At 75.6% G+C, this 12169-nt stretch carries 8 protein-coding genes and 2 pseudogenes; all 10 read left to right on the top strand.

Annotated elements, in window-relative coordinates; genetic code table 11:
- Nucleotides 1–14 precede the first annotated feature (14 nt).
- Nucleotides 15–939 (top strand): annotated as a pseudogene (locus REH70_RS06225) (TlyA family RNA methyltransferase).
- Nucleotides 936–1834, top strand: a pseudogene (locus REH70_RS06230) (NAD kinase). Before REH70_RS06225 ends, REH70_RS06230 begins: the two co-directional pseudogenes overlap by 4 nt.
- On the top strand, nucleotides 1831–3549 hold the full coding sequence (gene recN, locus REH70_RS06235) for a DNA repair protein RecN (RefSeq protein WP_310753228.1): 1719 nt from the start codon (nucleotides 1831–1833) through the stop codon (nucleotides 3547–3549). The pseudogene REH70_RS06230 and the gene recN overlap by 4 nt, the downstream one beginning before the upstream one ends.
- A 6-nt stretch (nucleotides 3550–3555) precedes the next feature.
- Entirely contained in the window at nucleotides 3556–4746 is a 1191-nt protein-coding gene (gene steA, locus REH70_RS06240; RefSeq protein WP_310753230.1) for a putative cytokinetic ring protein SteA, read from the top strand.
- A 55-nt stretch (nucleotides 4747–4801) separates the two neighbouring features.
- Nucleotides 4802–5932 carry a copper transporter gene (locus REH70_RS06245; protein ID WP_310753232.1) on the top strand — a complete coding sequence of 377 codons (1131 nt, stop codon included), beginning with the start codon at nucleotides 4802–4804 and terminating at the stop codon, nucleotides 5930–5932.
- A gap of 739 nt (nucleotides 5933–6671) precedes the next feature.
- A complete protein-coding gene (locus tag REH70_RS06250) occupies nucleotides 6672–6881 on the top strand; it encodes a hypothetical protein (RefSeq protein WP_310753233.1) in 210 nt (69 codons plus the stop codon).
- Entirely contained in the window at nucleotides 6878–8602 is a 1725-nt protein-coding gene (gene murJ / locus REH70_RS06255; protein ID WP_310753235.1) for a lipid II flippase MurJ, read from the top strand. The genes REH70_RS06250 and murJ overlap by 4 nt, the downstream gene beginning before the upstream one ends.
- Nucleotides 8599–9711, top strand: a complete 1113-nt coding sequence (locus REH70_RS06260; protein ID WP_310753237.1) for a glycosyltransferase — start codon at nucleotides 8599–8601, stop codon at nucleotides 9709–9711. The genes murJ and REH70_RS06260 overlap by 4 nt, the downstream gene beginning before the upstream one ends.
- Nucleotides 9712–9845: 134 nt before the next feature.
- Nucleotides 9846–11471, top strand: coding sequence for a CTP synthase (locus REH70_RS06265; protein ID WP_310754155.1), 1626 nt, complete (start codon nucleotides 9846–9848; stop codon nucleotides 11469–11471).
- Nucleotides 11468–12115: an NUDIX hydrolase gene (locus REH70_RS06270; RefSeq protein ID WP_310753238.1), complete on the top strand. Its 648-nt coding sequence runs from the start codon at nucleotides 11468–11470 to the stop codon at nucleotides 12113–12115. The genes REH70_RS06265 and REH70_RS06270 overlap by 4 nt, the downstream gene beginning before the upstream one ends.
- Nucleotides 12116–12169 lie beyond the last annotated feature (54 nt).

A 12169-nucleotide genomic window follows, 5' to 3' on the forward strand; every position in this document is an offset into this window, starting at 1 on the left:
CCGAACGTGCACGGCTGGACGCCGAGCTCGTCCGGCGGGGCCTGGCCCGGTCACGTCGGCACGCGGGCGAGCTGATCGCCGCGGGGCGGGTGCGGGTCGCCGGTGCGGTCGCCGGCAAGAGCGCGACCGCCGTCGCTCCGGACCAGCCCGTCGAGGTCGACACCGACGCCGGCGCGCCCGAGTACGCCTCGCGTGCCGCGCACAAGCTCGCCGGTGCGCTCGGCGCGCTCGACTCCCCGATGCGCTCGACTCCCTCGATGCGAACGGAGCCGAAGGCCCGGTCGTGGCGGGCCGCCGCTGCCTGGACGCGGGCGCGTCCACCGGCGGCTTCACCGACGTGCTGCTCCGGCGCGGCGCGGAGCACGTCGTCGCGGTCGACGTCGGGCACGACCAGCTCCTCCCGTGGCTGCGCGCGGACCCCGGGTCACCGTGCGTGAGGGCGTGAACGTCCGTCACCTCCGGCCGGGGGACGTGGACCCCGCCCCCGACCTCGTGGTGGGGGACCTGTCGTTCATCTCCCTCACGCTCGTGCTGCCGGGGCTGCTCGCCGTCGCAGCGCCCGGCGCGGACCTCCTGCTCATGGTCAAGCCGCAGTTCGAAGTGGGGCGCGAGCGGCTCGGCTCCGGCGGTGTCGTGCGGGACCCACGGCTGCGTGCGGACGCCGTCGTCGCCGTCGCCGAGGCCGCCGTCGGACTGGGCGCCCGCCCGCGCGCGGTCGTGGCGAGCCCGCTGCCCGGTCCGCACGGCAACGTCGAGTACTTCCTGTGGTCGGTGGCCCCCGGTGGGCGGGGCGGTGACGCGCGTGTGGGCGGCAGCGGGCAGGATGGCCCCGGGCGGGACGCGCCGACCCCGGCCGGGCTGCGGGCCATGGTCGAGGCGGCGGTCGCCGCCGGGCCGACCGGCGCGGGGTCGAGCTGGACGAGCGGAGGTGGACGATGACACGGCGCGCACTGGTCGTGACGCACGGCGGACGCGAGGAGGCCGTGGCGGCGACTGCCGAGGCGGTCCGCGAGCTCGAGCGGGCGGGCTTCGAGACCGTCCGTGACGGCGGCCACCGGGTCGACCACGCCGACCACGACGTCGACCTCACCGACGTCGAGATCGCCGTCGTCCTCGGCGGCGACGGCACCATCCTGCGCGCGGCCGAGGTGACCCGCGGCACCGCCATCCCGCTGCTCGGGATCAACCTCGGTCACGTCGGGTTCCTCGCCGAGAGCGAGCGCGACGACATCGGCGAGGCGGTCCGCCGCATCGCCGCTCGTGACTACGAGGTCGAGGAGCGCGGCACGCTCGAGGTCCGGGCGATGCTCCCGGGCGAGACGGCGCCGATCCTGTCGTCGTGGGCGCTCAACGAGGCGACCGTCGAGAAGGGCGACCGCGACCGGATGATCGAGGTGGTGGTCGAGGTCGACGGGCGCCCGCTGTCCTCGTTCGGGTGCGACGGCGTCGTCATGGCGACGTCCACCGGCTCGACGGCGTACGCGTTCTCCGCCGGGGGCCGGTGGTGTGGCCGGACGTCGACGGCATGATCCTCGTGCCGGTCTCGGCCCACGCGCTGTTCGCGCGTCCGCTCGTCGTCGGCCCGCGCAGCGTCCTCGCCGTCGAGGTCCTCACCCGGTCGACCTCCGCCGGCGTGGTGAGCTGCGACGGCCGCCGCCGCTTCGACCTGCCCGCGGGCGCGCGCGTCGAGGTGCGCCGCAGCGGCGTCCCGGTCCGCCTGGCCCGCCTGAGCCGGGCCCCGTTCGCGGACCGGCTGGTGAGCAAGTTCTCGCTGCCCGTCGAGGGCTGGCGCGGACGGTCGCCGGGTGACCCGAGCCGGGTGGGCACACCGTGATCGAGGAGATCCGGATCGAGAACCTCGGGGTGATCACCCGCGCGCAGGTCGCGCTCGGTGCCGGCCTGACCGTGCTGACGGGGGAGACCGGGGCCGGGAAGACGATGGTGCTCACCGGCCTCAACCTGCTCCTCGGCGGCAAGGCCGACACGTCCTCGGTCCGCACCGGGCAGCGGTCCGCGTCCGTCGAGGGTCGCGTGGCCGTCGACGCCGCCTCGCCCGTCGCCGGGCGTGCCGAGGAGGCCGGCGCCGAGCTCGACGACGACGGCACGCTCGTCATCCTGCGGACCGTCGCGGCCGAGGGACGGTCGCGCGCGTTCCTCGGTGGCCGCAGCGTCCCGCAGGGGGTGCTCACCGAGCTCGCCGACGACCTCGTCACGGTCCACGGTCAGGCCGACCAGGCACGCCTGCGCTCACCGGCGCGGCAGCGGCAGGCCCTGGACGCGTTCGCCGGCGCCGAGCACGCCGCGACGCTCGCCGAGTACCGGTCGACGTGGGCCGACATCGCGCGGCTCGACGACGAGATCGACGACCTCACCTCCCGCGCGCAGGACCGCGCCCGGGAGGCCGAGCTGCTGCGGCTCGGGCTCGCCGAGGTGGAGCGGGTCGACCCGCAGCCCGGGGAGGACGTCGAGCTCGCAGCGGAGACCGAGCGGCTCGCGCACGCCGAGGACCTGCGGTCCGCGGCGACCGGCGCGCACGCGGCGCTGACCGGCGACGACTCCGGAACCGCGGACGCGACGGCCGTGGCCGCCGTCGAGGCGGCGCGCCGGGTGCTCGAGGGTGCCGGGCACCACGACCCCACGCTCGCGCAGCTCGCGGGCCGGCTCGCCGAGGTGGGCTACCTCCTGGCGGACGTGTCGACCGAGCTGTCCGGCTACCTGCAGGACCTGCAGGCCGACCCGCTGCGGCTCGAGTCCGTGCAGCAGCGCCGCGCCGAGCTGGCCCAGCTCACCCGCAGCTACGGCACCGACATCGACGAGGTGCTGGCCTGGTACGACGCCGCCGGGCGCCGTCTGCTCGAGCTGGACGACGGCGGCGAACGGCTCGCCGGGCTGACCGCGCGCCGCACCGCGCTGGCGGAGGCGCTGGGGACGCTGGCCGGCACGCTCACCGGCGGCCGTCGCCGGGCGGCGCAGGCGCTCGCCGACGCGGTGACCGAGGAGCTGAGCGGCCTCGCGATGGGTGGCGCCCGCCTGGTCGTCGACGTCCGCGAGGCCGAGGAGCCGGGCCCGTGGGGCCGCGACGTCGTGGAGATGCTGCTCGTGCCGCACGCGGGTGCGCCCGCCCGACCGCTCGGCAAGGGGGCGTCCGGCGGTGAGCTCTCGCGCGTCATGCTCGCGATCGAGGTCGCGCTGGCCACGTCACCGGAGTCCGGCGCGCACCGCCCGCCGACGTTCGTCTTCGACGAGGTCGACGCCGGGGTGGGCGGCAAGGCCGCCGTCGAGGTCGGACGCCGCCTGGCGTCGCTCGCCACGGGTGCGCAGGTCCTCGTGGTGACGCACCTCGCCCAGGTCGCCGCGTTCGCCGACACGCACCTCGTCGTCACGAAGGGGGCGTCGGGTGACGCCGACACGATCACCGAGTCCGACGTGCGCCCGGTGACCGGCCCGGACCGGGTCCGCGAGCTCGCCCGGATGCTGTCCGGCCAGGACTCGCAGGCGGCGCGCGTGCACGCCGCAGAGCTGCTCGAGGCGTCGGGCGTGGGACGATGACGCACGATGAGACTGACCCTGCGCAAGCGCGCCCCGCTTCCTGACATCCCCGGGACCGCCGGCCCCGCCCGCGTGGACGCCCGGACCAAGGCGCTCACGAAGCGGTTGCGCCCCGGCGACATCGCGGTGATCGACCACCTCGACATCGACCGCGTGTCCGCCGAGGCCCTCGTCGCCTGCCAGCCCGCGGCCGTCCTCAACGCGGCCCGCTCGACGTCCGGGCGGTACCCCAACCTCGGCCCGGAGATCATCGTCAGCGCCGGCATCCCGCTGGTCGACGACCTCGGGCCGGACGTCATGACGCTCACCGAAGGGCACGTCGTCCGGGTCGAGGACGGCGTCGTCCACGACGGTGACCGGCTCGTGGCCGAGGGCGTCGAGCAGACGCCCGAGACCATCGAGCGCAACCTCGACGAGGCCCGTGCCGGGCTGTCGGTCCAGCTCGAGTCCTTCGCCGCGAACACCATGGACTACCTGCGGCGCGAGCGTGAGCTCCTGCTCGACGGCGTGGGTGTCCCGGACATCTCCACGGTGATCGACGGTCGCCAGGTGCTCATCGTGGTGCGCGGGTACCACTACAAGGAGGACCTCGCGACGCTGCGGCCCTACATCAAGGAGTACCGGCCGGTGCTCATCGGGGTCGACGGCGGCGCGGACGCGATCCTCGAGGCCGGTTGGCGCCCCGACCTGGTGGTCGGGGACATGGACTCGGTCTCCGACCGCGCGCTCGGCTGCGGCGCGGAGATCGTCGTCCACGCCTACCGCGACGGTCGCGCACCGGGCGTCGAGCGCGTCGAGAAGCTCGGCATCCCGCACGTCGTCTTCCCGGCCACCGGGACCAGCGAGGACGTCGCGATGCTCCTCGCGGACGACAAGGGCGCCGAGCTCATCGTCGCGGTCGGCACCCACGCGACGCTCGTGGAGTTCCTCGACAAGGGGCGCTCCGGCATGGCGAGCACCTTCCTCACCCGGCTCCGCGTCGGCAGCAAGCTGGTCGACGCCAAGGGCGTGTCGCGGCTCTACCGTCACCGCATCTCCAACGTCCAGCTCGCGCTCCTCGTACTCGCCGGACTGCTCGCCCTGTGGGTCGCCCTCGCGGCGACCGCGGCGGGGCAGACCCTGATCGGCCTCGCCGGAGCACGCCTGGACACGGTGTTCTCGTGGTTCGGTGGGCTGTTCGGCGGTGCCGCGCCGTGAGCGTCGACACCGCCGTCAGCACCGGACCCACCCCTCGACGAACGGCCTGCACCCTGTGATCGACTTCCGGTACCACATCGTCTCCCTCATCTCGGTGTTCCTGGCTCTCGCGGTCGGCATCGTGCTGGGCGCCGGACCGCTGCGCGAGACCATCGGCGACACCCTCACCGGCCAGGTCGAGAGCCTGCGCGAGGAGATGGAGGTGCTGCGCTCGGACCTGGCCGCGGCGCAGTCCGTCGTCGACCGGCAGAGCGTGTTCCTCGACGAGTCCGCCCCGCAGCTCGTCGGTGGCACCCTCACCGACCGCCGGGTCGCCGTCGTCACCCTGGGCACGGTCGACGACGACGCCCGGGCCGCGGTCGAGGAGCAGCTCCTCACCGCGGGCGCCACGATCAGCGCCCGCGTCCAGGTGACCGACCAGTGGACCGACCCGGCGCTGCGCGAGTTCCGCGGGGCGCTGGCCGGCAGCGTCGTCACCTACCTGGACCCGGCACCCGCCGCCGATGCCGGCGCCGAGGTCGAGCTCGCCCAGGCCCTCGCGCAGGGCCTGACGGGTGCGGACCCGGCCGACCCGAACGCGCTCTCCGAGCCCGCCGAGCTCATCCTGCAGCTCCTCGCGAGCGACGAGAGCGACCTGATCACCGTCGCCGAGCCGATCACGGCGCCCGCCGACGCCGTCGTCCTCCTCGCCGGCGAGCCGGAGCCGCTCAGCGACGACGCCACCGAGGCGGGGGAGCAGTCCGAGGCCCAGGACGCCGTGGTCGCCGCGCACCTCGCCGTGGTGAGTGCGGCACAGGAGCGCTCGGAGGGCGCCCTGCTCGCCGGCGGGGTGGCGACGCCGGGTGACCTGGTCACGACCGTGCTCGCCGACGCCGACCTCGCCGCGGACATCGCCACGGTCACCGGCTTCCGCGGTGTGACCGGTCAGCTGTCCGTCCCGCTGGGCCTCAACGCGCGCATCGGAGGCCAGGTCGGCCACTACGGGTTCGGTGACGGGCTCACGCCCGTCCCGGAGCCGGTGACCCTGCCCGAGGTCGACCGCACCCCGGCCGGCGCCGACGACGCGACCACCGACGACGGGACGGGCACGGAGGGGACCGGCACCGACGGGACCGGCACCGACGACGCGACCGCGACCGACACCACCGGCACCGACGACGCGACCGACGCCACCACGGAGGGCTGAGCCATCCCACGTCCGCTGTCGGCCGCCGTCGTCGCCCACGAGGTGACGCGCCGTGCACGCACGCTGCTCGCGCACCGGACCCGCACCGGTGACACCCCCTCGGGACCACCGAGCGCTGGACCCGGACGAACCACCGTGGCGAACCGGTCAGCCTGCTCGAGGGACCGGCGGTCGCCGCGGGGCTGCTCGCCGGTGGCCTCGTCGGCGCGGGCAGTCTGCGAGCGGCCACCGCGGCGACCTTCGCGACCGCCGGTGGCGCCGCGTTCGGGCTCGTCGACGACCTGACCGAGGACCCCGCCGACCGCGCCAAGGGGCTGCGCGGTCACCTCGGCGCGCTCGCCCGCGGACGGCTCACCACGGGTGGGCTCAAGGTGCTCGGCATCGGGGCGACCGCCCTGGTCGCGGCGGCGGTCGCGACGCCCAGCGCCGCAGCGACCGGCACGACCCGCCGCGCGTGGGCCGTGGACGTGCTCGCGTCGGGCGCCCTGGTCGCGGGCGCCGCCAACCTCGCCAACCTGCTCGACCTGCGCCCCGGTCGGGCGCTCAAGGCCGCGGCCCTGTGCGCCGGACCCCTCGCCCTGGCCGGCGGGCGCGGTGCCGGGGTGGCCGCCGCCGTCCTCGGTGCCGGCGTCGGCGCGCTGCCCGCCGACCTCGCCGGTCGCGACATGCTCGGTGACGGGGAGCGAACGCCGTCGGCGCGCTCCTGGGCACCGCCGTCGTGCTCGACGCGCCGCGACCCGTGCGACTCGCCGTGCTCGGCGGCGTCGTCGCGCTCACGCTCGCCAGCGAGCGCGTCAGCTTCACCGAGGTCATCGCGCGCCGTCCGGTCCTGCGCGAGCTGGACGAGTGGGGTCGTCGTCCGGCGGAGGCCGTCGCGGCCGTGCCGGTCGCCGTGCCGGTCGCCGTGCCGGTCGCCGTGCCGGTGGCCGTGGCGACCGACCCGGCGTGAGCGCTCCGGCGAGCCCGGCACGCCAGGCCCTGACCGGTCTGGCCGGTGCGGCGGCCGTCATCGCGGTCGTCACGGTGCTCAGCCGGGTTCTGGGCTTCGGCCGGTGGCTCGTGCAGTCGAGCACAGTCGGCTACGCCACGATCGGCGACGCCTACAGCTCCGCCAACACCCTCCCGAACGTCCTGTTCGAGGTCGCCGCGGGTGGCGCGCTCGCCGGCGCCCTGATCCCGTTGATCTCCGGGCCGCTCGCGCGCAACCTGCGCGGTGACGTCGACCGCATCGCGTCCGCGATGCTCGGCTGGGCGCTGCTCGTGCTCGTCCCGCTCGCCGTCGTGCTCGTGCTGCTCGCGGAGCCGATCGCGACGCTGCTCACGCTGCGGGACGGCCCCGGACCCGAGCGGGACCTCGTGCGCTGGTTCCTGCTCGTCTTCGCCCCGCAGGTGCCCCTGTACGGGGTCGGCGTGGTGCTCGTCGGGGTGCTGCAGGCGCACCGCCGGTTCTTCTGGCCGGCCCTCGCGCCGGTCTTCTCCAGCGTCGTGGTGATCGGCTCCTACGCGGCCTTCGGCGTCCTGTCCGGCGGTCGCGTCGACGACCCCACCGCCGTACCCGTGGCGGCTCTGGCATGGCTCGGCTGGGGGACGACGGCCGGCGTCGCGGCGATGAGCCTGCCGCTGCTGGTCCCGCTGCGGCGCACCGGTGTGCGGCTTCGCCCGACCCTGCGCTTCCCGCCCGGCGTCGCGGTGCGCGCCCGCTCGCTCGCCGCCGCGGGGATCGGTGCGCTGCTCGCCCAGCAGGTGGCGGTGCTCGCCGTGCTCGGTCTCTCTCGCGCCTCCGGCGGCGAGGGCGCGTACCCCGTGTTCCTCTACACCCAGGCGGTGTACTACCTGCCGTACGCGGTGCTCGCGGTGCCGCTCGCGACGAGCACGTTCCCGCGGCTGGCCGCGCGTGCCTCGACCGGCGACCTCACGGGGTACGCCCGCCTCGCGGCGCTCACGACCCGCGCCGTCCTCGTGGTGGCGGCCGCGGGGGCCGCGGCCCTCGCCGCCGCCGCGCCCGCGGTCGGTGAGCTGTTCCGGTCGATCGGCCGCGGCGACCCGGCGCTCGCGGTCGCGATGGGCCCGGCACTGACCTGGATGGCGCCCGGCCTGCTCGGCTACGCGCTCGTCTTCCACGTCTCCCGGGCGCTGTACGCGCTCGAGCGGGGCCGCCCGGCGGTGCTCGCCACCGCCGCGGGGTGGCTGACCGTCGTCGTCGCCTCCGGCGTCCTGTGCTGGTCGCTGGTCGCGGAGGTCCCGGACGGCCCGACGACGCTGCTCGCGCTCGGGGCCGGCAACACCGTCGGCATGACGCTCGCCGGCACCGCGCTGCTCGAGGCGCTGCGCCGCGCCGCGGGGTCGCACGCGCTGACCGGGCTGCCGCGCACGGTCACGGTGCTCGTCGTGGCAGCGACCGTCGCCGCCGTCGTGGGTCGCCGGGTGACCGATGCGGTCGCGGCGGCCGCGGGACCGGGCGTGCCCGCGGCGATCGGCTCCGGCGCAGCCGGTGCGGTGCTCGCGGCCGTGCTCGTCGTGGTCGCGACCGGGATGCTCGACGCCGGCACGGTGCGCGGCCTGCGGTATGCCGACCGTGACGGCGCTCACCACGACGACGTCGCCGGGGACGCGGGCGGGACGAGCACGGACCACCGGACGAGCACGGACCACCAGCGGTCGGAGGGATGACGATGTCGGCAGAGGTGCGCGTCCTGCAGGTGCTGGGGTCGAGCGCGGGCGGGGTGGCCCGGCACGTCCGTCAGCTGGGGGAGGCGCTCAGCGCCCCGGCGCCGGACGGCCCGGGCTGGACGGTGCACGTCGCCGGCCCCGGAGCCCTCGCCGACGACGTCGCCCCGGCCGGCGGCCGGGTCGTGCTCGACCCGGTGGAGATCGCCGACCGGCCCCGCCCCGACGACGTCGCGGCGGTCCGTCGCCTGCGGGCGCTGGCCCGCGGCGCGGACGTGGTGCACGCGCACGGCCTGCGCGCCGGGGCGCTCGCGGTCCTCGCGACGCGCAGCCTGCCGTCCGCGCACCGTCCGCGGCTCGTGGTGACCCTGCACAACCTCACCGTGGGTGGCCGGGCGGTGCGCACCGTCTCCGCCGTCCTGGAACGGGTGGTGGCGCGCGGGGCCGACGTCGTCCTGGGCGTCTCCGGGGACCTGGTGGCCCGTGCGCAGGGGCTCGGCGCACGCGCCACGGAGCGCGCCCTCGTCCCGGCGCCGCCGCGTCCCCAGGGGCTGACGGCCCAGGTCGCCGTCCGTGACGGGCTCGCCGTCGTGCCCGGTCAGCCGCTGCTGGTCACGGTCGCGCGCCTTGCACCCCAGAAGGGTCTCGGCACGCTGCTGGACGCCGCCGCGCTGCTGCGGGACACCGGGGCGGTGTGGCTCGTAGCCGGTGACGGACCGCTGCTCGGCCCGCTCGACGTGCGCGTCGCCGACGAGCGGCTGCCGGTGCGGCTGCTCGGCCGACGGGGTGACGTCCCGGACCTCCTCGCCGCCGCCGACGTCGTCGTCAGCACGGCGGTGTGGGAGGGGCAGCCGATCGCGATCCAGGAGGCCCTCCAGCTCGGCGCGGCCGTGGTGGCGACCGGCGCGGGCGGCACCCGCGAGGTCACCGGCGACGACGGCGCCGTCCTCGTACCGGTCGGGGACGCGGCGGCGGTGGCCGCCGCCGTGCGGGCGCTGCTGGAGGACCCCGCGCGCCGGGACGCGCTGCGCGCCGCGGCCCGTCGTCGGGCCGGCGAGCTGCCGGACCTCCCCGCCGTCGTCGGTCAGCTGCGTCGGGTGTACGGGGCCTGACGCGCTCGTGACCGCCGGGTGTCGGCCGTCACGGCGCGGCCGCGCCCCGGGCGCGCCCGCGGTGCCGTACAGTCGAAGCCCGTGGCAGACCGAGCGAAGCGACTCTCCGGGGGTCGGACAACACGACCCGGCACATCTTCGTCACCGGAGGCGTCGCCTCCTCTCTGGGCAAGGGTCTGACGGCGTCCAGCCTCGGCCGGCTGCTGAGGTCCCGCGGGTTGCGGGTCACGATGCAGAAGCTCGACCCGTACCTCAACGTGGACCCCGGGACGATGAACCCGTTCCAGCACGGCGAGGTGTTCGTCACCGAGGACGGCGCCGAGACCGACCTGGACATCGGGCACTACGAGCGGTTCCTCGACGTGAACCTCACCGCCCCGGCCAACGTCACCACCGGCCAGATCTACTCGACCGTGATCGCGAAGGAGCGGCGCGGGGAGTACCTCGGCGACACCGTCCAGGTCATCCCGCACATCACGGACGAGATCAAGGAACGGATGCGGGCCCAGGCGGGCCCCGACGTCGACGTGATCATCACCGAGATCGGCGGCACGGTCGGTGACATCGAGTCCCAGCCGTTCCTCGAGTCGGCCCGCCAGGTGCGGCACGACCTGGGCCGCGACAACGTCTTCTTCCTGCACGTGTCGCTCGTGCCCTACATCGGCCCCTCCGGTGAGCTCAAGACGAAGCCGACCCAGCACTCGGTCGCGATGCTGCGGTCCATCGGCATCCAGCCGGACGCGCTCGTGCTGCGCGCCGACCGCGAGCTGCCCGAGAGCATCAAGCGCAAGATCGCGCTCATGACGGACGTCGACAACGAGGCCGTCATCACCTGCCCGGACGCGCCGAGCATCTACGACATCCCGCGCGTGCTGCACTCCGAGGGCCTCGACGCCTACGTCGTGCGCCGCCTGGACCTGCCGTTCCGCGACGTCGAGTGGGCCGCGTGGCACAAGGTCACCGACCGCGTGCACAACCCGACCCATCAGGTCGAGGTCGCGCTCGTCGGCAAGTACATCGACCTGCCGGACGCGTACCTGTCGGTCACCGAGGCGCTGCGCGCGGGCGGGTTCGACCGGGACGCCAAGGTCTCCATCCGCTGGGTCACGTCCGACGACTGCGCGACGCAGGAGGGTGCGCGCCTCGCGCTCGAGGGCGCCGACGCGATGCTCGTCCCCGGCGGGTTCGGCGTACGGGGCATCGAGGGCAAGCTCGGGGCGCTGCGGTACGCCCGGGAGAACGGCATCCCGACCCTCGGGATCTGCCTCGGCCTGCAGACCATGGTCATCGAGTACGCGCGCACCGTCCTCGGGCTCGACGACGCGTCGTCGTCGGAGTTCGACGTCGACACCACGCACCCGGTCGTCGCGACGATGGCGGAGCAGCTCGCGATCGTCGGCGGCGAGGGCGACCTCGGCGGGACGATGCGGCTCGGTTCGTACGAGGCGGTCCTCGCCGAGGGGTCGGTCGTGGCCGGTGCGTACGGCACGCACCGGGTCACCGAGCGCCACCGTCACCGCTACGAGGTGAACAACGCCTACCGCGAGCAGCTCGAGGCGGCCGGGCTGGTGTTCTCGGGCCTGTCCCCGGACGGTCGGCTCGTGGAGTTCGTCGAGCTGCCGCGCGAGGTGCACCCGTACTACGTCTCGACGCAGGCGCACCCCGAGTTCAAGTCCCGGCCCACGTCGGCGCACCCGCTCTTCGCGGGGCTCATCCAGGCGGCGCTCGACCGCCAGACCGACGACGAAGCGGCCGCGTGACGGTCGCCGACCACCGCGACGACCGTCCGGTCGTCGAGACCGAGGTCATCCACTCGGGCATGGTGTTCGACGTCGTCGCGGAGCGCGTCGCCCTGCGTGGCGACGGTGGCGACGGCGCGGACGGCGACGACGTCGTCCGGCGCGAGTTCATCCGGCACTCCGGGGCGGTCGCGGTCGTGGTCCTCGACGACGACGAGCGCGTCCTGCTGCTCAGCCAGTACCGCCACCCGGTGCGGCACACCCTGTGGGAGCCGCCGGCCGGGCTGCTCGACGTCGACGGCGAGGACGCCCGGGACGCCGCGGCCCGCGAGCTCGCGGAGGAGGCCGACCTGGTCGCCGGTCGCTGGGACGTGCTCGTCGACTACTTCACCTCACCCGGCGCGAGCGACGAGGCGCTGCGGATCTACCTCGCGCGGGACATCTCGGCCGTCCCCGACGGCGAGACCTTCGACCGCGAGGACGAGGAGCGGGACATGGTCGCCGAGTGGGTCCCGCTCGACGACGCCGTCGCACTCGTCCTGGCGGGGGAGCTGCACAACCCGTCGGCGGTCACCGGCATCCTCGCCGCCGCCGCCGCGCGTGGCGCGGGCTGGTCCACGCTGCGCCCGGCCGACGCGCCCTGGCCGCAGCGACGCGCCACCTGATCCGGCACCCCGCCGCGCGCTCGGCACCCCGGTCCACCGGCACCGTGTGGGTGG

Origin of the sequence: Cellulomonas sp. ATA003 (assembly GCF_031582905.1) — a bacterium.
GTDB lineage: Bacteria > Actinomycetota > Actinomycetes > Actinomycetales > Cellulomonadaceae > Pengzhenrongella.

What these genes read in the sequence shown, in the direction of transcription:
- steA (WP_310753230.1), top strand. Translation starts at nt 3,556, where the DNA reads ATGAGACTGACCCTGCGCAAGCGCGCCCCGCTTCCTGACATCCCCGGG.
- REH70_RS06260 (WP_310753237.1), top strand. Translation starts at nt 8,599, where the DNA reads ATGACGATGTCGGCAGAGGTGCGCGTCCTGCAGGTGCTGGGGTCGAGC.